Origin of the sequence: Pseudomonas sp. zbq_18 (assembly GCF_043102245.1) — a bacterium.
Taxonomy (GTDB): domain Bacteria; phylum Pseudomonadota; class Gammaproteobacteria; order Pseudomonadales; family Pseudomonadaceae; genus Aquipseudomonas.
Window position 1 is genome coordinate 283,599 of the sequence record NZ_JBICIT010000013.1, and the last position, 20,422, is coordinate 304,020.

The 20,422-nt window shown below is 61.6% G+C and carries 19 protein-coding genes; 15 read left to right on the plus strand and 4 right to left on the minus strand.

Features of this window, described 5'->3' with window-relative positions; all coding sequences use genetic code 11:
* Positions 1 to 216 precede the first annotated feature (216 nt).
* Positions 217 to 981, plus strand: a complete 765-nt coding sequence (locus tag ACF8C6_RS10900; RefSeq protein WP_392499288.1) for an FCD domain-containing protein — start codon at positions 217 to 219, stop codon at positions 979 to 981.
* 36 nt (positions 982 to 1,017) lie between these two features.
* On the opposite strand, the gene smpB is transcribed toward ACF8C6_RS10900, so the two are convergent.
* Positions 1,018 to 1,512: an SsrA-binding protein SmpB gene (gene smpB / locus ACF8C6_RS10905; RefSeq protein ID WP_277689051.1), complete on the minus strand. Its 495-nt coding sequence runs from the start codon at positions 1,510 to 1,512 to the stop codon at positions 1,018 to 1,020.
* 130 nt (positions 1,513 to 1,642) lie between these two features.
* On the opposite strand from smpB, the gene ACF8C6_RS10910 reads away from it, so the two are divergent.
* Together ACF8C6_RS10910 and ACF8C6_RS10915 are read left to right on the plus strand one after the other, a co-directional pair.
* Positions 1,643 to 2,077 carry a type II toxin-antitoxin system RatA family toxin gene (locus ACF8C6_RS10910; RefSeq protein ID WP_392499289.1) on the plus strand — a complete coding sequence of 145 codons (435 nt, stop codon included), beginning with the start codon at positions 1,643 to 1,645 and terminating at the stop codon, positions 2,075 to 2,077.
* Positions 2,070 to 2,381 carry an RnfH family protein gene (locus ACF8C6_RS10915; protein WP_392499290.1) on the plus strand — a complete coding sequence of 104 codons (312 nt, stop codon included), beginning with the start codon at positions 2,070 to 2,072 and terminating at the stop codon, positions 2,379 to 2,381. The genes ACF8C6_RS10910 and ACF8C6_RS10915 overlap by 8 nt, the downstream gene beginning before the upstream one ends.
* Positions 2,382 to 2,433: 52 nt before the next feature.
* Here ACF8C6_RS10915 and ACF8C6_RS10920 read toward each other — a convergent pair whose 3' ends face one another.
* Positions 2,434 to 2,949, minus strand: coding sequence for an outer membrane protein assembly factor BamE (locus ACF8C6_RS10920; RefSeq protein WP_392499291.1), 516 nt, complete (start codon positions 2,947 to 2,949; stop codon positions 2,434 to 2,436).
* Between the two features lie 97 nt (positions 2,950 to 3,046).
* Between ACF8C6_RS10920 and fur the strand changes: the two genes are divergently transcribed.
* A complete protein-coding gene (gene fur, locus ACF8C6_RS10925; protein WP_277689055.1) occupies positions 3,047 to 3,457 on the plus strand; it encodes a ferric iron uptake transcriptional regulator in 411 nt (136 codons plus the stop codon).
* A gap of 58 nt (positions 3,458 to 3,515) precedes the next feature.
* Here the strand turns inward: fur and recN are convergent, their stop codons facing one another.
* Positions 3,516 to 5,189 carry a DNA repair protein RecN gene (gene recN, locus ACF8C6_RS10930; protein WP_392499292.1) on the minus strand — a complete coding sequence of 558 codons (1,674 nt, stop codon included), beginning with the start codon at positions 5,187 to 5,189 and terminating at the stop codon, positions 3,516 to 3,518.
* 124 nt (positions 5,190 to 5,313) lie between these two features.
* On the opposite strand from recN, the gene grpE reads away from it, so the two are divergent.
* From grpE to ACF8C6_RS10970, 8 genes are all read left to right on the plus strand, one after another.
* Complete coding sequence (grpE, locus tag ACF8C6_RS10935) at positions 5,314 to 5,907, plus strand: nucleotide exchange factor GrpE (RefSeq protein ID WP_392499422.1); 594 nt, start codon at positions 5,314 to 5,316, stop codon at positions 5,905 to 5,907.
* A 108-nt stretch (positions 5,908 to 6,015) separates the two neighbouring features.
* Positions 6,016 to 7,932 (plus strand): molecular chaperone DnaK, encoded by a 1,917-nt coding sequence (gene dnaK / locus ACF8C6_RS10940; protein WP_392499293.1) that lies wholly within the window; start codon positions 6,016 to 6,018, stop codon positions 7,930 to 7,932.
* A gap of 117 nt (positions 7,933 to 8,049) precedes the next feature.
* Positions 8,050 to 9,180: a molecular chaperone DnaJ gene (gene dnaJ, locus ACF8C6_RS10945; RefSeq protein WP_392499294.1), complete on the plus strand. Its 1,131-nt coding sequence runs from the start codon at positions 8,050 to 8,052 to the stop codon at positions 9,178 to 9,180.
* Between the two features lie 10 nt (positions 9,181 to 9,190).
* Complete coding sequence (gene dapB, locus ACF8C6_RS10950) at positions 9,191 to 9,994, plus strand: 4-hydroxy-tetrahydrodipicolinate reductase (RefSeq protein ID WP_392499295.1); 804 nt, start codon at positions 9,191 to 9,193, stop codon at positions 9,992 to 9,994.
* A gap of 184 nt (positions 9,995 to 10,178) precedes the next feature.
* Positions 10,179 to 11,315 carry a glutamine-hydrolyzing carbamoyl-phosphate synthase small subunit gene (gene carA, locus ACF8C6_RS10955; RefSeq protein WP_392499296.1) on the plus strand — a complete coding sequence of 379 codons (1,137 nt, stop codon included), beginning with the start codon at positions 10,179 to 10,181 and terminating at the stop codon, positions 11,313 to 11,315.
* A gap of 36 nt (positions 11,316 to 11,351) precedes the next feature.
* Positions 11,352 to 14,573: a carbamoyl-phosphate synthase large subunit gene (gene carB / locus ACF8C6_RS10960; protein WP_392499297.1), complete on the plus strand. Its 3,222-nt coding sequence runs from the start codon at positions 11,352 to 11,354 to the stop codon at positions 14,571 to 14,573.
* Positions 14,570 to 15,046 carry a transcription elongation factor GreA gene (greA, locus tag ACF8C6_RS10965; RefSeq protein WP_277689062.1) on the plus strand — a complete coding sequence of 159 codons (477 nt, stop codon included), beginning with the start codon at positions 14,570 to 14,572 and terminating at the stop codon, positions 15,044 to 15,046. Before carB ends, greA begins: the two co-directional genes overlap by 4 nt.
* A 10-nt stretch (positions 15,047 to 15,056) precedes the next feature.
* Positions 15,057 to 15,458 carry a DUF4149 domain-containing protein gene (locus ACF8C6_RS10970; protein WP_392499423.1) on the plus strand — a complete coding sequence of 134 codons (402 nt, stop codon included), beginning with the start codon at positions 15,057 to 15,059 and terminating at the stop codon, positions 15,456 to 15,458.
* Positions 15,459 to 15,470: 12 nt separating this feature from the next.
* Here the strand turns inward: ACF8C6_RS10970 and yhbY are convergent, their stop codons facing one another.
* Positions 15,471 to 15,782, minus strand: coding sequence for a ribosome assembly RNA-binding protein YhbY (gene yhbY / locus ACF8C6_RS10975; RefSeq protein WP_392499299.1), 312 nt, complete (start codon positions 15,780 to 15,782; stop codon positions 15,471 to 15,473).
* 484 nt (positions 15,783 to 16,266) lie between these two features.
* On the opposite strand from yhbY, the gene ftsH reads away from it, so the two are divergent.
* From ftsH to glmM, 3 genes are read left to right on the plus strand one after another with little or no spacing between them, the layout of a single operon-like run.
* On the plus strand, positions 16,267 to 18,174 hold the full coding sequence (gene ftsH / locus ACF8C6_RS10980) for an ATP-dependent zinc metalloprotease FtsH (RefSeq protein ID WP_392499300.1): 1,908 nt from the start codon (positions 16,267 to 16,269) through the stop codon (positions 18,172 to 18,174).
* 8 nt (positions 18,175 to 18,182) lie between these two features.
* Positions 18,183 to 19,034 carry a dihydropteroate synthase gene (gene folP / locus ACF8C6_RS10985; protein WP_392499302.1) on the plus strand — a complete coding sequence of 284 codons (852 nt, stop codon included), beginning with the start codon at positions 18,183 to 18,185 and terminating at the stop codon, positions 19,032 to 19,034.
* 15 nt (positions 19,035 to 19,049) lie between these two features.
* Entirely contained in the window at positions 19,050 to 20,387 is a 1,338-nt protein-coding gene (glmM, locus tag ACF8C6_RS10990; RefSeq protein WP_392499303.1) for a phosphoglucosamine mutase, read from the plus strand.
* Positions 20,388 to 20,422: the final 35 nt, after the last annotated feature.

Sequence of the window (20,422 nt, forward strand, 5' to 3'; positions counted from 1 at the left end):
CCTCGGCGCTTGTTGGATTTGTTGGTCGCGCTTTGATTAATTGGTAATACCAATTTACAAAGTGTTGGGCTCAGGGTAAAAGTCGGCCTTGGCGCCTGTCAATTTTCGCGCCTTCGACTTTGGTCGCAGGACGTCGGCTTGCTGGGCTTGCCGAGTGGCGGATAGGCTTGCCGGAAACACCGGCCTGGCGCCGGGTAATAGCGAGTGGAGCGGCTTATGGAAGTGGGGCAGGTGCGGCAGCGCCGCTTGTCGGACGATATCGTCAGTCAACTGGAGGCGATGATCCTCGAGGGCACGCTCAAGGCGGGCGAGCGGTTGCCGGCGGAGCGCCAGTTGGCCGAGCAGTTCGGCGTCTCGCGGCCGTCACTGCGCGAGGCGATCCAGAAGCTGGTGGCGCGTGGCCTGCTGGTCAGCCGCCAGGGCGGCGGCAACTATGTGGCGGCGCAACTGGGCTCGACTTTCAGTGATCCACTGCTGCAACTGCTGGAAGACAATCCCGATGCGCAGCGCGACCTGCTGGAGTTCCGCCATACCCTGGAAGGCTCCTGTGCCTACTACGCGGCGCAGCGTGCCACGCCGGTCGATCACCAGCGTCTGCGTGCTGCCTACGACGCCCTGCAGGCCTGTTACGCCGAGGGCAGCAAGGCGACTCGCGCCGAGGAGGGCGCGGCGGATGCGCGCTTCCACCTGGCCATTGCCGAGGCCAGCCACAACGCCGTGTTGCTGCACACCATTCGCGGCCTGTTCGACCTGCTCAAGCACAACGTGGTGACCAACATCGGTGGTATGTATTTGCAGCGTGGCGAGACGCGTGAGCGTCTGCGCGAGCAGCATAGAGAGCTGTTCGAGGCCATTGTCGAAGGCCGTGCCGAGGAAGCGCGAGAGCGCTCCAGCCGGCATATCGACTATGTGCGCGAGGTGCTGGAAGAGGGGCAGCAGGAGGTCAAGCGCCTGGCACGTGCCCAGCGCCGCGGCGTCTGACCAGGCAGAAGAAAGGGCGCCTTGGCGCCCTTGCTGTCAATCGTCGTCGCGACTGCCCTTGACCTTGGTACGCATGGCGCGCTGGACCTCGCGGTCGGCGTCACGCTCCTTCTCGGTGTGGCGCTTGTCGAAGTCCTTCTTGCCCTTGGCCAGGGCGATCTCGCACTTGATCAGGTGCGCCTTCCAGTAGATCGACAGTGCCACGCAGGTGTAGCCCTTCTGCTGCACCGAGCCGAACAGCTTGTCCAGCTCGCGCTTGTTCAACAGCAGCTTGCGGGTGCGGGTCGGGTCGGCGATCACGTGGGTGCTGGCGGTGGTCAGCGGGGTGATGTGGCAGCCCATCAGCCAGGCTTCGTCATCCTTGAGCAGGATGTAGCTGTCGACCAGCTGCGCCTTGCCGGCGCGCAGGCTTTTCACTTCCCAGCCAGCCAGGACGAGGCCAGCCTCGAACTTGTGCTCGATGAAGTAGTCGTGCAGCGCCTTTTTATTCAGCGCGATGGTCCCGGAGGGATGTTTCTTCTGTTTGGCCATAGGGCGCGCATTATAGGGAGTCGGCGCGGCGCTGGCGACAGCTGCGCTTGAGGGGGCTGGTCGAATTCCGCACAATGCGCGCTCATTTGCGCCTGCCTGGGCGGCGCTGCAGTTGTGGAAATGAAGGCTGATGAGCACGCGAATTCAACGCTCGGCGCTGCTGCCCTATCCGGCGCAGGCGCTCTATGATCTGGTCAATGACGTGGCCAGCTACCCGCAGTTCCTGCCTTGGTGCGCGGCCTCCGAGGTGCTGGAGGTGAGCGAATCGCATATGCGTGCCAGTCTGACGGTGGCCAAGGGCAATATCAGCCAGCGGTTTGTGACGCGCAATCAGCTGTTACCCGGGCAGAGCATCGAAATGCAGTTGGAAGAGGGGCCCTTCAGTCAGTTGCAGGGCGTCTGGGAGTTCAAGGCCCTGGGCGATAAGGCCTGCAAGATCAGTCTCGATCTGACGTTCGATTACGCGGGCTCGCTGGTGCGGGCGACGCTCGGTCCGCTGTTCACCCAGGCGGCCAATACCATGGTTGATGCCTTTTGCCAGAGAGCCAAGCAACTCTATGGATAAAGCCAATATCGTCGTTGAGGTGGTTTACGCTCTCGCCGACAAGCAAAAGTTGCTGAGCCTCAGTGTGCCGGTGGGTACCACGGTGCGAGAGGCGGCCCTGCGCTCCGGGCTGGATGCACATTTTCCCGGTTTGGACCTACACGCGGCGCCGTTGGGCATTTTCGGCAAGGCCGTGGCCAAACCGGATGAGCGTGTACTGGAGGAGGGAGAGCGGGTTGAGATCTACCGCCCGTTGATTGCCGATCCCAAGGAAGTGCGCAAGCAGCGTGCCGCGAGGGCGGCGCAGGCCAAGGCAGATGAGTGAGCGTTAGCCGCAAATGAAAAACCCGGCGTTGGCCGGGTTTTTTGTGCATCTATTACTGGGGTTGTGGATCCAGCGGTTCTGGAATCGGCACGGCGATTGGCTCTGCGGCGTCGACTTCCTGCTGGATCTGTTCCAGCAGCGAGCCTGGCTTGGCCGGCTCTTCCACTTCCTGAGTCTGCGGTGCGGTGATTGCGCTACCCGTATCTTCGCCGAGGATTTCCTGGTCGCGGCTCACGCCAGGCATGAAGTCGCCGGCCAGGCCGATCAGCTGATCATTGCTGTCGAACATCAGCGCGATACGTTCCTGATAGCGCTGACGTCCGCCTGGCTGGGTGCTGTACAGGTAGTCCCAGCGCTTGGCGTGGAAGGTGTCGGTGATCAGCGGGTTGCCCATGATGAAGCGCACCTGACTCTGGGTCATACCGGGCTTCAGCTGGTCTATCATGTCTTGCGTTACGACATTGCCCTGCTGGATGTCGATTTTGTAAACCCCGGGAAACGAACAGCCGGCGAGTGCGAGCAGACCCACGAGAGTGAGGCTGGGCAGCAGGAGCTTGGTGTTTTGCATCGGTGGGTGACTTCCACTATCTTGGCTGGGCAAATAAACCCCGATCATACCCGTATAAACGGGAGCTGCGAAAGCAGCAGCCACGAGAAAGCTGACCATGGTTGAAAACAACGAACTGCGCAAAGCCGGCCTCAAGGTCACTCTGCCGCGCGTGAAAATTCTCCAGATGCTCGATTCGGCCGTATCCGGCCAGCGTCACATGAGTGCTGAAGATGTCTACAAGGCCTTGATGGAGGCGGGTGAGGATGTGGGGCTGGCCACCGTCTACCGTGTACTGACCCAGTTCGAGGCAGCTGGCCTGGTCGAGCGGCACAATTTCGATGGTGGCCACGCCGTCTTTGAACTGGCCGACGGCGGCCATCACGACCACATGGTTTGCGTGGATAGCGGCGAGGTGATCGAGTTCTTCGACCCGGAGATCGAGAAGCTGCAGAAAGACATCGTCAAGCAGCACGGCTACGAGCTGGTCGATCACAATCTGGTGCTCTACGTGCGCAAGAAGAAATAAGCGCGGAGTACCCGACAAAAAAGGCGCCTTTCAAGGCGCCTTTTCATTTGCCTCAGCTTCAAGCCTGGGCGCTAGTGACCATCTTGCGCGCGTGTTGCAGCGACTCTTCGGTGAGGTCGACGCCGCCCAGCATGCGCGCCACTTCCTCGACGCGCTGGGCGGTATTCAGGCTGGCCACGGCGGTGCGGGTTTCGCTGCTGCCGCGCTGCTTGTGTACGAACAGGTGGTTGTGACCCTGGGCCGCCACCTGCGGCAGGTGGGTGACGGTCAATACCTGGCCGCGCTCGCCGAGGCGCCGCAGGAGCTGGCCGACCACTTCCGCAGTCGGCCCGCCGATGCCAACGTCGACTTCGTCGAATACCAGGGTCGGCACCCGCGAGGTCTGTGCAGTAATCACCTGAATGGCCAGGCTGATGCGTGACAGCTCGCCACCCGAGGCGACCTTGGCCAGGGATTTCAGCGGCTGGCCGGGGTTGGCGCTGACCAGGAATTCCACCTGTTCCAGGCCATGGGGTTGTGGCTCTTCGCTGTCGGCGGCCTGCAGTTCGATGCTGAAACGACCGCCGGGCATGCCCAGGGTCTGCATCTCGACCTGCACGGCATCGGCCAGACGGTTCGCGGCCTGCTTGCGCAGGGCGCTCAGTTCGCTGGCCTTTTCCTGGTAGTGGCGAGCGTAGGAGGCCAGCTCCTCGCCGAGCCGCTCCACGGCCTCGTCGTCGGCATTCAGGCTTTCCAGTTCTTCCAGTAGACGCTGCTGCAGTTCAGTCAGCTCGAAGGGGTGTACGCGATGTTTGCGCGCCAGGCTGTAGATGGCATCGAGGCGTTCTTCCAGCCATTGCTGGCGCTGCGGATCAGCGTCGAAGTGATCGATGAAGCGATTGAGTTCGCCGACAGCCTCCTCGACCTGGATCTGTGCGCTGGCCAACAGGCTGGTGGCTTCGCTCAAGGCGCCGGGCTGGTTGTTGAAGGCTGTGAGGCGATTGAGGCTGGCGGTGAGGGCAGAGAGCACATTACCCGCGTCACTTTCGCTGCACAGGTCGAGCACCTGGCGACAGGCGCCGAGCAGTTGTTCGGCGCTGCTCAGGGTCTTGTGTTCCTGCTCCAGCTGTTCCAGCTCGTTGTCGCCGAGCGCCAGGTTGTCCAACTCCTCAAGCTGGTAGCTGAGCAGCTGATGGCGGGCGCGCTGCTCGTCGCCGCTCGAGGATAGGCGCTGCAGCTCCTGGCGGGTCTGGCGCCAGCGCTGGGCGGCCAATTGCACCTGGCGCGCCAGTTCCTGGCTGCCGGCGTACTCGTCGAGCAGGCGGCGGTGGGTGTCGGGTTTGAGCAGCGACTGATGCTCGTGCTGGCTGTGGATGTCGATCAGCAGTTCGCCGAGAGCCTTGAGGTCGCCCAGCGGGCAGGGCGTACCGTTGATGTAGCCGCGCGAGCGACCTTCGCTGGTGATGACGCGGCGCAGAATGCACGGCCCGTCGTTATCCAGGTCGCGCTCGGCGAGCCAGGTGCGCGCCTCGTCGATGTCGCCCAGGTCGAAGCTGGCGAGAATGTCGGCCTTGTCCGCGCCCGGGCGCACCACACCACTGTCGGCGCGGTCGCCCAGGGCCAGGCCGAGGGCGTCGAGCATGATTGATTTACCGGCGCCGGTTTCGCCAGTGATTACGCTCATGCCGCGCTGCAATTCCAGATCCAGGTGTTCGACGATGGCGTAGTTGTTGACCGACAGGTGCACCAGCATGGTGAGCGCTCCTAGAAGTATTGTGCTGGGTATTTATACAGTTCTTTGTCCGGCCTCGGCAACAGCCCTTGAAACCTTGCGGATGGGCCCCATATAGAAGGCCAGAAGCGCGGGCCATGACCCGCTGTCGCATTCACAGGAGGACCCGATGGCAGACGAACAGACCCTGGACACGGCGCAAGCCGAAGACAACCTGGCCCCCGAGGCGAGCGCCGAGACCGATCTGGGCGCTCGCGTGCAGAGCCTTGAAGAGCAGTTGGCTGCCGCTCAGGACCAGTCTCTGCGCATGGCTGCCGACCTGCAGAACGTGCGCCGTCGCGCCGAGCAGGATGTGGAGAAGGCGCACAAGTTTGCCCTGGAAAAGTTCGCCAATGACCTGCTGCCGGTGGTCGACAGCCTGGAGCGTGGCCTGGAGTTGACCAGTGCGGCCGATGAGGCGAGCAAGGCGATGCGCGAAGGCATGGAGCTGACCCTCAAGCTGTTCCTCGACACGCTCAAACGCTACCAGCTGGAGGCGGTCGATCCGCACGGCGCGCCGTTCAATCCGGAGCATCACCAGGCCATGGCCATGGAAGAAAGCATTCATGCCGAGCCGAACACCGTGCTCAAGGTGTTCCAGAAGGGCTACCTGCTCAATGGCCGTCTGCTGCGCCCGGCCATGGTCGTGGTCAGCAAGGCGCCGACCACGCCGCCACCGTCCATCGACGAGCAGGCTTGAAATCGTCGGTAACGCCCCCATCTACAGGGCAAGCGATTCAGTAGCTGACGCCGCGTGAACAAACCGCGGCGGACTCAAGGTTAAAGACAAGTTTCGGAGAGATTGAACATGGGCAAAATCATCGGTATCGACCTGGGGACCACCAACTCCTGCGTCTCCATTCTGGAAAACGGCAACGTCAAGGTGATCGAGAACGCCGAAGGCGCTCGTACTACCCCGTCCATCATCGCTTACGCCAACGATGGTGAGATCCTGGTCGGCCAGTCGGCCAAGCGCCAGGCAGTGACCAATCCGCACAACACCCTGTACGCGGTGAAGCGTCTGATCGGCCGTCGTTTCGAAGAAGACGTCGTGCAGAAAGACATTCAGATGGTGCCGTACAAGATCGCCAAGGCCGACAACGGTGATGCCTGGGTGGAAGTCAACGGCCAGAAAATGGCACCGCCGCAGATCAGCGCCGAAGTGCTGAAGAAGATGAAGAAGACCGCCGAGGATTACCTGGGCGAGCCGGTGACCGAGGCGGTGATTACCGTACCGGCTTACTTCAACGACAGCCAGCGTCAGGCCACCAAGGATGCCGGTCGCATCGCCGGTCTGGACGTCAAGCGCATCATCAACGAGCCGACCGCCGCGGCACTGGCCTATGGCATGGACAAGGCCAAGGGCGACCACACCGTGATCGTCTATGACCTGGGTGGCGGTACCTTCGACGTGTCGGTGATCGAGATCGCTGAAGTCGACGGCGAGCACCAGTTCGAGGTGCTGGCCACCAACGGTGACACCTTCCTCGGTGGTGAAGACTTCGACATCCGCCTGATCGACTACCTCGTCGATGAGTTCAAGAAAGAAACCGGCATGAACCTCAAGGGCGACCCGCTGGCCATGCAGCGCCTGAAGGAAGCCGCCGAGAAGGCCAAGATCGAGCTGTCTTCCAGCCAGTCGACCGACGTCAACCTGCCGTACATCACCGCCGATGCCAGTGGTCCGAAGCACCTGAACGTGAAGATCTCCCGTTCCAAGCTCGAAGCGCTGGTTGAAGACCTGGTGCAGCGCACTATCGAACCGTGCCGTATCGCGCTGAAAGACGCCGGTATCGACGTCGGTTCGATCAACGACGTGATTCTGGTCGGTGGCCAGACCCGCATGCCGCTGGTGCAGAAGGCCGTTGCCGATTTCTTCGGCAAGGAAGCGCGCAAGGACGTCAACCCGGACGAAGCCGTGGCCATGGGTGCCGCCATTCAGGGCGCGGTACTGGCCGGCGACGTCAAGGACGTGCTGCTGCTCGACGTGTCCCCGCTGACCCTGGGTATCGAAACCATGGGCGGCGTGATGACCGCGCTGATCGAGAAGAACACCACCATCCCGACCAAGAAGTCGCAGGTGTTCTCCACTGCAGACGACAACCAGAGCGCCGTGACCATTCACGTGCTGCAGGGCGAGCGTAAGCAGGCCGTGCAGAACAAGTCGCTGGGCAAGTTCGACCTGGCCGAGATCCCGCCGGCGCCGCGTGGCGTGCCGCAGATCGAGGTGACCTTCGACATCGATGCCAACGGCATCCTGCACGTGTCCGCCAAGGACAAGGCCACCGGTAAACAGCAGTCCATCGTGATCAAGGCCAACTCTGGTCTGTCCGACGAAGAAATCGAGCGCATGGTGCGTGATGCCGAGGCCAACGCCGAGGAAGACCGCAAGTTCGAAGAACTGGCTGCCGTGCGCAACCAGGGCGACGGTCTGGTGCACGCTACTCGCAAGATGATTACCGAGGCGGGCGACAAGGCCACTGCCGAGGAGAAGGCGGCGATCGAGAAAGCCATCGGCGATCTGGAGACGGCGCTGAAAGGTGACGACAAGGCTGAGATCGAAGCCAAGATCAACGCGCTGTCCGAGGCCACTACGCCGCTGGCACAGAAGATGTACGCCGAGCAGCCGCAGCCGGGCGCTCAAGCCCAGGGCACTGAAGGCGCCAAAGATGCCGCTGATGACGTGGTCGACGCCGAGTTCGAAGAGGTCAAGGACAACAAGTAAGTCCTGGGGCTTGCTGTGTTCTGCCGGCCGGAGTCATCCGGTCGGCCGCTCGACCACGCGGGGGCTTGCTCCCGCGTTGGCGTGTCTGGAGCGACCAAATTGAGGTGTTGAGGATTTATGGCCAAACGTGACTATTACGAAGTGCTCGGTGTGGAGCGCGGCGCCAGCGAAGCGGAGCTGAAAAAGGCTTACCGTCGCCTGGCGATGAAGTACCACCCGGACCGCAATCCGGACGACAAGGCGGCGGAAGAGAAATTCAAGGAAGCCAACGAGGCATACGAGATTCTGTCCGATGCCGGCAAGCGTTCGGCCTACGACCAGTACGGTCATGCCGGCGTCGATCCGCAGATGGGCGGTGGCGGGGCTGGCGGCTTCGGTGGTGCCAACTTCTCCGACATCTTCGGCGATGTGTTCAGTGACTTCTTTGGGGGAGGTGGCCGCGGCGGCTCGCGTGGCGGTGCTCAGCGCGGCAGCGACCTGCGTTACACCCTGGAGCTGGATCTGGAGGAGGCGGTGCGCGGCACCACGGTGACCATCCGCGTGCCGACCCTGGTGGGTTGCAAGACCTGCGATGGCACGGGGGCCAAGAAGGGCACCAGTCCGGTGACCTGTACCACCTGTGGTGGCATCGGCCAGGTGCGCATGCAGCAGGGCTTCTTCTCGGTGCAGCAGACCTGCCCGCGCTGCCATGGCAGCGGCAAGATGATCAGTGACCCCTGTGGCAGCTGCCACGGCCAGGGCCGTGTGGAAGAGAGCAAGACGCTGTCGGTCAAGGTGCCGGCGGGCGTCGATACTGGCGATCGCATTCGCCTGTCCGGCGAGGGTGAGGCCGGTTCCCATGGTGGTCCGGCGGGTGACCTGTATGTGGTGGTCAATGTGCGCGAGCACGCGATCTTCCAGCGTGACGGCAAGCACCTGTACTGCGAGGTGCCGATCAGCTTCGCCGATGCGGCGCTGGGCGGCGAGCTGGAAGTGCCGACCCTGGATGGCCGGGTCAAGCTGAAGATTCCGGAAGGCACCCAGACCGGCAAGCTGTTCCGCCTGCGCGGCAAGGGCGTGGCCCCGGTGCGCGGTGGCGGTGCGGGCGATTTGATGTGTCGGGTGGCGGTGGAAACGCCGGTCAACCTGAACAAGCGCCAGCGTGAACTGCTCGAAGACTTCCGCAAGTCGCTGGAAGGCGACAGTTCCCACTCGCCCAAGGCCAGCGGCTGGTTCGACGGCATGAAGCGCTTCTTCGGCGACATCTAAGGAATCGGCTATGCGACGTATTGCAGTGATGGGCGCCGCCGGGCGCATGGGCAAGATCCTCATCGAGGCCGTTGGTCAGGCGCAGGGCGCACAGCTGACCGCGGCCATCGATCGGCCGGACAGCAGCTTGATCGGCGCCGATGCGGGTGAGTTGGCGGCACTGGGCAAGATCGGCGTCACTTTGGTCGGCGATCTGAGTGCTGCGCTGGATCAGTTCGATGTGCTGATCGACTTCACGCATCCCTCGGTGACCCTGAAGAACCTGGAGGTCTGCCGTCAGGCGGGCAAGGCCATGGTCATCGGCACCACCGGCTTCTCGCCGGAGGAAAAGCAGTTGCTGTCAGAGGCGGCCAAGCAGATTCCGATCGTGTTTGCCGCCAACTACAGCGTCGGGGTCAATCTCTGCCTGAAGCTGCTGGATACCGCGGCTCGTGTGCTGGCCGATGAGGTCGATATCGAAATCATCGAAGCGCACCACCGGCACAAGGTCGATGCACCATCCGGTACTGCGCTGCGTATGGGGGAGGTGGTGGCCAATGCGCTGGGGCGTGACCTGCAGAAGGTGGCGGTCTACGGGCGCGAAGGCCAGACCGGCGCGCGCGAGCGCGAGACCATTGGCTTCGCCACCGTGCGTGCCGGCGACGTGGTGGGGGATCACACCGTGCTGTTCGCGGCCGATGGCGAGCGCGTGGAAATCACCCACAAAGCCTCCAGTCGCATGACCTTCGCCAAGGGTGCGGTGCGTGCCGCGCTTTGGTTGCAGGAGCAGCCTGCGGGGCTTTATGACATGCAGGACGTGCTGGGGCTGAACTGAATGCCTTTTTGGTCCATGCAAACGGTGGACCGAAAAGGGTCTTTCCTGTAAGCTTCCCGCTTTAGTGTGTCCACTAAAAGTTACGCAGAATGAATCAGATAAAGAAGCGGGGTGACGGTCAATACGTCATCCCGCTTTTTTACAACCTGCGTTTGAGCAAGCAGCAGATCTAAGGGAGGTCTTCTTGACTAAGCCAGCCATACTCGCACTCGCCGACGGCAGCATTTTTCGCGGCGAAGCCATTGGTGCCGATGGCCATACCATTGGTGAGGTGGTGTTCAATACCGCCATGACCGGCTATCAGGAAATCCTCACCGATCCTTCCTATGCCCAGCAGATCGTCACCCTGACCTACCCGCACATCGGCAATACCGGCACCACGCCGGAAGATGCCGAGTCCAACCGCGTGTGGGCCGCCGGCCTGATCATTCGCGACCTGCCGCTGATCTCCAGCAACTGGCGCGACAAGCAGCCGCTGGACGAGTACCTGAAAGAAAACGGTACCGTTGCCATCGCCGGCATCGACACCCGTCGCCTGACCCGCATTCTGCGCGAGAAGGGCTCGCAGAACGGCTGCATCCTGGCAGGCGACGACGCCACCGAAGAAAAGGCGCTGGAGCTGGCGCGCAGCTTCCCCGGCCTGAAGGGCATGGACCTGGCCAAGGAAGTCACCTGCAGCGAAACCTACGAATGGCGCTCCAGCGTGTGGAACCTGGAGAGCGACAGCCACCCGGAAATCCCTGCCGGTGAGCTGCCTTACCACGTGGTCGCCTACGACTACGGCGTCAAGGTCAACATCCTGCGCATGCTGGTCGCTCGCGGCTGCCGCCTGACGGTGGTGCCGGCCAAAACCCCGGCCAGTGAAGTGTTGGCGATGAATCCGGACGGCGTGTTCCTCTCCAACGGCCCCGGCGACCCCGAGCCGTGCGACTACGCGATCGCCGCGATCAAGGAAATTCTCAATACCGAGATTCCGCTGTTCGGCATCTGCCTCGGCCACCAGCTGCTGGCCCTGGCCTCCGGCGCCAAGACCGTGAAGATGGAAACCGGTCACCACGGTGCCAACCACCCGGTACAGGATCTGGATTCCGGCGTGGTGATGATCACCAGCCAGAACCACGGTTTCGCCGTGGATGAGGCGAGCCTGCCGGCTAACCTGCGCGCCACTCACAAGTCGCTGTTCGACGGCACCCTGCAGGGCATCGAGCGCACCGACAAGGTGGCCTTTAGCTTCCAGGGTCACCCGGAAGCCAGCCCTGGCCCGCACGACGTGGCCCCGCTGTTCGACCGCTTCATCGAAGCCATGGCCAAGCGCCGCTAAGCCCTGCCGACTGACCCAAGGATTCGAGTAAGAACCATGCCAAAACGTACAGACATTAAAAGCATCCTGATCCTCGGCGCCGGCCCTATCGTCATCGGCCAGGCCTGTGAGTTCGACTACTCCGGCGCGCAGGCGTGCAAGGCCCTGAAGGAAGAAGGCTTCCGCGTCATCCTGGTGAATTCCAACCCGGCCACCATCATGACCGACCCGGCCATGGCTGACGCCACCTACATCGAGCCGATCAAGTGGGCCACCGTGGCCAAGATCATCGAGAAGGAGCGCCCGGACGCGCTGCTGCCGACCATGGGTGGCCAGACTGCGCTGAACTGCGCGCTGGACCTGGAGCGCCACGGTGTGCTGGAAAAATTCGGCGTCGAGATGATCGGCGCCAACGCCGACACCATCGACAAAGCCGAAGACCGCTCGCGCTTCGACAAGGCGATGAAGTCCATCGGCCTGGCCTGCCCGCGCTCGGGCATTGCTCACAGCATGGAAGAAGCCTATGGCGTGCTGGAAATGGTCGGTTTCCCGTGCATCATCCGTCCGTCCTTCACCATGGGCGGTACCGGTGGCGGCATCGCCTACAACCGTGAAGAGTTCGAAGAAATCTGCGCCCGCGGTCTGGACCTGTCGCCGACCAACGAGCTGCTGATCGACGAATCGCTAATCGGCTGGAAGGAATACGAGATGGAGGTGGTCCGCGACAAGAAGGACAACTGCATCATCGTCTGCTCCATCGAGAACTTCGACCCGATGGGCGTGCACACCGGCGACTCGATCACCGTCGCCCCGGCGCAGACCCTGACCGACAAGGAATACCAGATCATGCGCAACGCCTCGCTGGCGGTGCTGCGTGAAATCGGCGTGGAAACCGGTGGCTCCAACGTGCAGTTCGGTATCTGCCCGAACACCGGTCGTATGGTGGTGATCGAGATGAACCCGCGCGTGTCGCGTTCCTCGGCGCTGGCTTCCAAGGCTACCGGCTTCCCGATCGCCAAGATCGCCGCCAAGCTGGCTGTCGGCTACACCCTCGACGAGCTGCAGAACGACATCACCGGCGGCCGCACCCCGGCGTCCTTCGAGCCGGCCATCGACTACGTGGTGACCAAGGTTCCGCGCTTCGCCTTCGAGAAATTCCCCAAGGCCGACGCCCGTCTGACCACCCAGATGAAGTCCGTGGGTGAGGTCATGGCCATCGGCCGTACCTTCCAGGAGTCGGTGCAGAAAGCCCTGCGCGGCCTGGAAGTCGGCGTCGCCGGCTTCGATCCGAAGCTGGACCTGAACGATCCGGAAGCGGAAAGCACCCTGCGCCGCGAGCTGACTGTGCCGGGCGCTGAGCGTATCTGGTACGTAGCTGACGCCTTCCGCGCCGGCAAGAGCGTCGCCGAGGTGTTTGACCTGACTCGCATCGACGAGTGGTTCCTGGTGCAGATCGAGGATCTGATCAAGGACGAGGAGCGGGTCAAGACCCTCGGCCTGTCCGGTATCGACGCCGATCTGATGCGCAAGCTCAAGCGCAAGGGGTTCTCCGATTCGCGCCTGGCCAAGCTGCTCGGCGTGACCGAGAAGAACCTGCGCAGCCATCGCCACAAGCTGAAAGTGCTGCCGGTGTACAAGCGCGTGGACACCTGCGCCGCCGAATTTGCCACCGACACCGCCTACATGTACTCGACCTACGAGGAAGAGTGCGAAGCGGCTCCGTCGAGCCGCGACAAGATCATGATTCTGGGTGGTGGCCCCAACCGTATCGGCCAGGGCATCGAGTTCGACTACTGCTGCGTGCACGCGGCACTGGCAATGCGTGAAGACGGTTACGAGACCATCATGGTCAACTGCAACCCGGAAACCGTCTCCACCGACTACGACACTTCCGACCGCCTGTACTTCGAGCCGGTGACCCTGGAAGACGTGCTGGAGATCGTCCGCGTCGAGCAGCCGAAAGGCGTGATCGTGCAGTACGGCGGGCAGACTCCGCTGAAGCTGTGCCGCGCCCTGGAAGAAGCTGGTGTGCCGATCATCGGTACTTCCCCGGACGCCATCGACCGTGCCGAAGACCGCGAGCGCTTCCAGCAGATGGTTCAGCGCCTCGGCCTGCGCCAGCCGGCCAACGCCACTGCGCGTAGCGAGGATGAGGCTCTGGCCCTGTCGAAGAACATCGGTTACCCGATGGTCGTGCGTCCGTCCTACGTGCTGGGCGGACGTGCCATGGAAATCGTCTATCAGGAAGAAGAACTCAAGCGCTACATGCGCGAAGCGGTGAAAGTGTCCAACGACAGCCCGGTGTTGCTCGACCACTTCCTCAACTGCGCCATCGAGGTGGATGTGGATGCGGTGTGCGACGGCGAGACCGTGGTGATCGGTGCGATCATGCAGCACATCGAACAGGCCGGCGTGCACTCCGGTGACTCCGCGTGCTCGCTGCCGCCGTACTCGCTGCCCAAGCACATCCAGGACGAGATCCGTGAGCAGGTCAAGAAGATGGCTCTGGAGCTCGGCGTGGTCGGCCTGATGAACGTGCAGATGGCCGTGCAGGGCGAGGATATCTACGTCATCGAAGTGAACCCGCGCGCATCGCGTACCGTGCCGTTCGTCTCCAAGTGCATCGGCGAGTCGCTGGCCAAGGTTGCTGCGCGCGTCATGGCTGGCAAGAGCCTGGCTGATGTGGGCTTCACCCAGGAAATCATCCCGCCGTTCTTCAGCGTCAAGGAAGCGGTGTTCCCGTTCAACAAGTTCCCGGGCGTTGACCCGATCCTCGGCCCGGAGATGAAGTCGACCGGTGAGGTCATGGGTGTTGGCGACAGCTTCGGTGAGGCCTTCGCCAAGGCTCAGGCTGGTGCCAACGAGATCCTGCCGAACACTGGCTGTGCCTTCATCAGTGTGCGTGAGGACGACAAGGCCGAGGCTGTGCAGGTCGCCCGTGATCTGGTGAGCCTGGGCTTCGAGGTGGTCGCTACTGCCGGCACGGCCAAGCTGATCGAGGCTGCTGGTCTGCCGGTGCGCCGCGTGAACAAGGTGACCGAGGGTCGCCCGCACGTGGTCGACATGATCAAAAATGACGAAGTCACGCTGATCATCAACACCACCGAAGGTCGTCAGTCCATCGCTGACTCCTACTCCATTCGTCGTAACGCCCTGCAGCACAAGATCTACTGCACCACCACCATTGCGGCGGGTCAGGCGATCTGTGAGGCGCTCAAGTTCGGTTCGGAGAAGACCGTGCGCCGTCTGCAGGATCTGCATGCAGGAATCAAGGCATGAATAAATATCCCATGACCGTCCAGGGCGCTCGCGCCCTGGAGGAAGAACTGGCGCACCTGACCAAGGTGCGTCGTCCGGCACTGAGCCAGGCGATCGCCGAGGCACGTGAGTTGGGTGATCTCAAGGAGAACGCCGAATACCATGCCGCTCGTGAAGAGCAGGGCATGGTCGAGGCACGTATCCGCGATATCGAGGGGCGTCTGCAGCACGCGGTAGTCATTGACGTCACCACGATTGCCCACACCGGTAAGGTGATCTTCGGCACTACCGTGGATATCGCCAACGTCGAGACCGACGAGAGCGTGACCTACCAGATCGTCGGTGAGGATGAGGCCGACATCAAGGCCGGCAAACTCTCCGTCAGCTCACCCATCGCCCGCGCACTGGTTGGCAAGGAAGAGGGCGACGTAGTGGCTGTGCAGACACCCAGTGGCCTGGTTGAGTACGAGATTGTCGAAGTCCGCCATCTTTAAACGCCCGCCCCTGCGCGCGGGGGCAATCAGCTGGCAGCTGGCTCAAACTTTCTGGGTCGGCGGCCTCTGGCTGTTGCATTTCGTCATGCTGCCTGCACTGGAAAAGCTGGGTCTGGCGCCGCTGCTGGTCGAAGAGATCAATGGCGTTTTGGCGCCGTTGTTGATCGGTTTCGCCGCTTTCTGCGCGCTGCTGCAGGGCGTGGTGCTGGTGCAGGGGGAAGGGATTGCCAGTCTCTGGCGCGACATGCGCGGGCAGTTGCTGGTTGTAGTGGTGCTGATGGCGGGGGTGTTCTTTGCGGTGAGCCACCTGTTGCCCGGCGCCGAGCGCTGGCTGCTGTTCAACTATCTGGTGGTGGCTTTGTGTGGGCTGGTGCTGGTGTTGCAGCCGCTGCCTGGGCAGCGGGGGCGTTAGGTCCAGCCGCTATCAGGCCTGATAGCGGTGAATGTTGGACAGATTCTTGTTCGGCTTGGGGTTCTTGCGATAGATCAAAGCCATCTTGCCAATCACCTGCACCAGTTCGCAGCCCCCGGCGTGCACCAGTTCTTCGATCAGCGCGCGGCGATCATCACGCTCGGTCAGGCGAAACTGTACCTTGATCAGCTCATGATCATTGAGGGCGCGATCCAGTTCTGCCAGCACGCCCTCGGTCAGGCCGTTCTCGGCCACGATCAATACAGGTTTCAGATGGTGGCCGATAGATTTGAAGTGTTTCTTCTGTTCGTTGGTAAGCGCCATAATTTGACCTTGCTGCTGTGATGGGCGGCGCGGAGCGACAATGCGGCCAAGGCCCCATGCTTGTCGCCGCCAGCGCAGGCCGCAAAAGCGACATAGTTTACCTGAGCCGAATGGAGCGCGCTCCTGTCTATTCAGTCCAGGGTGCTGTTGTTGGTTTAGCGTAGGCTGAATCAATGGTTTCGACAGTCCAGGTGTCAGGCTGCGTTTGATTGCTGCAGCGGGCAATTGATACAAGGCGGCCCTTGTGATTTCTCATAAGGACCCCACATTGTCGTTAAGGCCGTTGATCCATGTGTTCGCGCCCGGCTTCCAGGGTGCCTAGACTGGAAGGCGTTAGCGCCAGCCGCCTAAGGCTCATAAAGGGTTACAGACGGTGCCTGTCAGGTGCCGGGTTGTGTAGTAAGTTAGGCGGGTATTTCTCCAGCCGTTATGCGGAGCGCGTTTCAGGACGGGGCTCGCTTCAGAGGGTAGCTAATTGAACGACATGGCAAAGAACCTGATCCTGTGGCTGATCATCGCGGCCGTTTTGGTCACCGTGATGAACAACTTCTCCAGCCCGAGTGACTCCGGAAAGCTGAATTATTCGGAGTTCATCCAGCAGGTTCAGAGCGGCAAGGTCAGGCAGGTCACCGTGGATGGCTACATCATCAGCGGGCAGAATCAGGATGGTACGACGTTTGAGACCGTGCGTCCGGCCATTGAGGATCGCGGCCTGATCAAGGATCTGATCGACAATAACGTCGAGATCGTCGGCAAGCAGCCTGAGCGTCAGAGCATCTGGACCCAGTTGCTGGTCGCCAGCTTCCCGATCTTGGTCATCATCGCAGTGTTCATGTTCTTCATGCGTCAGATGCAAGGTGGCGCGGGAGGCCGTGGCGGCCCCATGAGTTTTGGCAAGTCCAAGGCGCGCCTGCTGTCCGAAGACCAGGTTAAGACCACCCTGGCCGACGTCGCCGGTTGCGACGAGGCTAAGGAAGAAGTCGGTGAGTTGGTCGAGTTCCTGCGTGACCCGGGCAAGTTTCAGCGTCTCGGTGGCCGTATCCCGCGTGGCGTGCTGATGGTTGGCCCGCCCGGCACCGGTAAGACGTTGCTGGCCAAAGCCATTGCGGGTGAGGCCAAGGTGCCGTTCTTCACTATTTCTGGTTCCGACTTCGTCGAGATGTTTGTCGGCGTTGGTGCCTCCCGTGTGCGCGACATGTTCGAGCAGGCGAAGAAGCATGCGCCGTGCATCATCTTTATCGACGAGATCGACGCCGTCGGTCGTCATCGTGGCGCTGGTCTGGGCGGTGGTCATGACGAGCGCGAACAGACCCTCAACCAGTTGCTGGTGGAGATGGACGGTTTCGAAATGAACGACGGCATCATCGTGATTGCCGCCACCAACCGGCCGGATGTACTGGACCCGGCGCTACTGCGCCCCGGTCGCTTCGATCGTCAGGTTGTGGTGGGGCTGCCGGATATCCGTGGTCGTGAGCAGATTCTGAAAGTGCATATGCGCAAGGTGCCTGTCGGCGACAATGTCGAGCCTGCAGTGATCGCGCGCGGCACGCCAGGCTTCTCCGGTGCCGACCTGGCCAACCTGGTGAACGAGGCCTCGCTGTTTGCCGCTCGGGCCAGCAAGCGCCTGGTGGAGATGAAGGAGTTCGAGCTGGCCAAGGACAAGATCATGATGGGCGCAGAGCGCAAATCCATGGTCATGTCGGAGAAGGAGAAGCTCAACACCGCTTACCACGAAGCGGGGCACGCTATCGTCGGGCGTCTGGTGCCCGAGCATGATCCGGTCTACAAGGTGTCGATCATTCCTCGTGGCCGCGCTCTCGGTGTGACCATGTTCCTGCCGGAAGAGGATCGCTACAGCCTCTCCAAGCGGGCGCTGATCAGTCAGATCTGCTCGCTGTTCGGTGGGCGTATCGCCGAGGAAATGACCCTTGGTTTCGACGGCGTCACCACTGGCGCTTCCAACGACATCATGCGTGCCACCCATCTGGCGCGGAACATGGTGACCAAGTGGGGCTTGTCGGAGAAGCTCGGCCCGCTGATGTACGCCGAAGAGGAGGGTGAAGTGTTCCTTGGGCGCAGCGCTGGCAGTCAGCACACCAATGTTTCCGGTGAGACCGCCAAGGCCATCGACGAGGAAGTGCGCAGCATCATTGATGGTTGCTATGGCACTGCCAAACGCCTGCTGGAGGAGAATCGCGACAAGCTGGATATGATGGCTGACGCGCTGATGAAGTACGAAACCATCGATTCCGAACAGATAGACGACATCATGGCGGGGCGTGAACCTCGTGAGCCGCGTGATTGGGAAAATGGATCTGGCAACCCGCCAGCGCCTAAGCAGGAAGCTGAGCGCCCACAGAATCCGATTGGTGGCCCTGCGGGCGAGCATTAAGGCGGGTCATGACTGTCATGCAATACCCAACCCGACTGCCCTGTGGCAGTCGGGTTCTTGATTTAACCCGTCCGCACGTGATGGGGATCCTCAATGTCACTCCTGACTCTTTCTCCGATGGCGGACGTTTTGCGGCGCGCGATGCGGCCTTGCGCCATGCTGCTGCGATGGTGGCTGCGGGGGCGACCCTGATCGATATTGGTGGCGAGTCCACGCGTCCTGGCGCCAAGCCGGTATCTGCAGTTGAGGAACTCGAGCGAGTGGCGCCGGTGGTGGAGCTTGTTTCTGCTGAGCTGGACGTCGTTATCTCATTGGACACTTCGACGCCTGCAGTGATGCGTGAGGGGGCTCGCCTGGGTGCGGGCATGATCAATGATGTCCGTGCCTTGCGCCGCGATGGAGCGCTTGAGGCTGCGTTCGATAGTGGTCTTGCTGTTTGCCTGATGCACATGCTTGGAGAGCCCGGCACGATGCAGCAGGATCCGCATTATCGTGATGTGGTGCTCGAGGTGCGTGAGTTTCTCCAGCAGCGCATGGTCGCCTGTGCTGAAGCGGGTATTCCTGCCGAGCGCATTGTGCTGGACCCTGGCTTTGGCTTTGCCAAAAACCTTGCGCACAATCTGAGTTTGTTCCGCCATCTTGAGGCGCTGCATGACTTGGGGCGTCCGTTATTGGTCGGAGTCTCGCGCAAGAGCATGATCGGTCAGGCGTTGGGGCGTGAGGTGCATGAGCGTCTGTCGGGCGGCCTGGCGTTGGCTGCCCTGGCAGTTGCCAAGGGTGCAGGCATTGTGCGGGTGCATGATGTTGCTGAAACCGTTGATGCGGTACGCATGATTGCCGCGGTGCAGTCTGCTGAATAAGAGTCTGGAGTGCTAATGAGCAGAAAGTATTTCGGCACGGATGGTATTCGTGGTCGCGTAGGTCAGTTTCCGATCACCCCTGAGTTCATCCTCAAGTTGGGCTGGGCTGCCGGCATGGCGTTTCGTAAGCAGGGCAAGTGCCGGATTTTGATTGGTAAGGACACGCGCATTTCCGGCTATATGTTCGAGTCTGCGCTTGAGGCGGGTTTGCTGGCGGCCGGGGCGGATGTCATGTTGTTGGGGCCTATGCCGACTCCCGCTGTGGCTTACCTGACCAGGACCTTTCAGGCTGAGGCGGGTATTGTCATCAGTGCGTCGCACAATCCGCATCACGACAACGGTTTCAAATTCTTTTCCGGCTACGGCACCAAGCTGCCGGATGAAATTGAGCTGATGATCGAGGAGTTGCTCGATCAGCCTATGACCGTGGTTGAGTCTGAGCAATTGGGCAAGGTCACGCGCATCAATGATGCTGCGGGTCGTTACATCGAATTCTGTAAGGCCAGCGTTCCCAATCACACCAGTTTTGCTGGCCTAAAGGTAGTGCTGGATTGCGCGCATGGTGCTACCTACAAGGTTGCCCCCAGTGTGTTTCGCGAGCTGGGCGCCCAGGTTTCCGTTCTTGCGGCTCAGCCCAATGGCTTGAACATCAATGACAGTTGCGGTTCAACCCATGTTGAATCCCTGCAGTCTGAGGTTTTGGCGCAGCAGGCGGATTTGGGGATCGCTTTCGATGGTGACGGTGATCGAGTGCTGATGGTCGATCATACGGGGGCCGTGGTTGATGGCGATGAATTGCTCTACATCATTGCGCGAGACCAGAAGCAGCGCGGTAAATTGCAGGGTGGTGTGGTCGGCACGCAGATGAGTAATCTGGGGCTGGAGCTGGCGCTGTCAGAACTGCAGGTGCCCTTCGTGCGAGCCAAGGTGGGGGATCGCTATGTGATGGCCGAGTTGCAGGAGCGCGAGTGGCAGCTGGGTGGCGAAAACTCCGGCCATCTGGTGTGCTTTCAGCACACCACCACAGGGGATGCGGTGATTGCCGCGTTGCAGGTTTTGATGGCGCTCAAACGCAGCGGTGAAACTCTGGCGCAGGCGCGCCTTGCATTGCGCAAGTGCCCCCAGGTGCTGATCAATGTGCGTTTGGCTGGCAATGTCGATCCGCTGCAGGCGGCTGAGGTCAAGGCGGCTTGTGCCAGTATTACCGAGCGCATGGCAGGTCGTGGTCGAGTGCTCCTGCGCAAGTCCGGTACAGAGCCTCTGGTGCGCGTAATGGTTGAGGGTGATGACGAGGCGCAGGTGCGCGGTTACGCCGAGGAGTTGGCCAAGGTGGTCAGTGATCTCTGTGCCTGATTTCGGCTTGCTAGTGCATAAGCTCTTGGGTAACA

What these genes read in the sequence shown, in the direction of transcription:
- recN (WP_392499292.1), bottom strand. Translation starts at nt 5,189, where the DNA reads ATGCTGGTGCACCTGTCGGTCAACAACTACGCCATCGTCGAACACCTG.
- greA (WP_277689062.1), top strand. Translation starts at nt 14,570, where the DNA reads ATGAATAAATATCCCATGACCGTCCAGGGCGCTCGCGCCCTGGAGGAA.
- ACF8C6_RS10900 (WP_392499288.1), top strand. Translation starts at nt 217, where the DNA reads ATGGAAGTGGGGCAGGTGCGGCAGCGCCGCTTGTCGGACGATATCGTC.
- dnaK (WP_392499293.1), top strand. Translation starts at nt 6,016, where the DNA reads ATGGGCAAAATCATCGGTATCGACCTGGGGACCACCAACTCCTGCGTC.
- ACF8C6_RS10915 (WP_392499290.1), top strand. Translation starts at nt 2,070, where the DNA reads ATGGATAAAGCCAATATCGTCGTTGAGGTGGTTTACGCTCTCGCCGAC.
- smpB (WP_277689051.1), bottom strand. Translation starts at nt 1,512, where the DNA reads ATGGCCAAACAGAAGAAACATCCCTCCGGGACCATCGCGCTGAATAAA.
- ACF8C6_RS10920 (WP_392499291.1), bottom strand. Translation starts at nt 2,949, where the DNA reads ATGCAAAACACCAAGCTCCTGCTGCCCAGCCTCACTCTCGTGGGTCTG.
- ftsH (WP_392499300.1), top strand. Translation starts at nt 16,267, where the DNA reads ATGGCAAAGAACCTGATCCTGTGGCTGATCATCGCGGCCGTTTTGGTC.
- yhbY (WP_392499299.1), bottom strand. Translation starts at nt 15,782, where the DNA reads ATGGCGCTTACCAACGAACAGAAGAAACACTTCAAATCTATCGGCCAC.
- fur (WP_277689055.1), top strand. Translation starts at nt 3,047, where the DNA reads ATGGTTGAAAACAACGAACTGCGCAAAGCCGGCCTCAAGGTCACTCTG.
- folP (WP_392499302.1), top strand. Translation starts at nt 18,183, where the DNA reads ATGACTGTCATGCAATACCCAACCCGACTGCCCTGTGGCAGTCGGGTT.
- glmM (WP_392499303.1), top strand. Translation starts at nt 19,050, where the DNA reads ATGAGCAGAAAGTATTTCGGCACGGATGGTATTCGTGGTCGCGTAGGT.
- carB (WP_392499297.1), top strand. Translation starts at nt 11,352, where the DNA reads ATGCCAAAACGTACAGACATTAAAAGCATCCTGATCCTCGGCGCCGGC.
- dnaJ (WP_392499294.1), top strand. Translation starts at nt 8,050, where the DNA reads ATGGCCAAACGTGACTATTACGAAGTGCTCGGTGTGGAGCGCGGCGCC.
- ACF8C6_RS10910 (WP_392499289.1), top strand. Translation starts at nt 1,643, where the DNA reads ATGAGCACGCGAATTCAACGCTCGGCGCTGCTGCCCTATCCGGCGCAG.
- dapB (WP_392499295.1), top strand. Translation starts at nt 9,191, where the DNA reads ATGCGACGTATTGCAGTGATGGGCGCCGCCGGGCGCATGGGCAAGATC.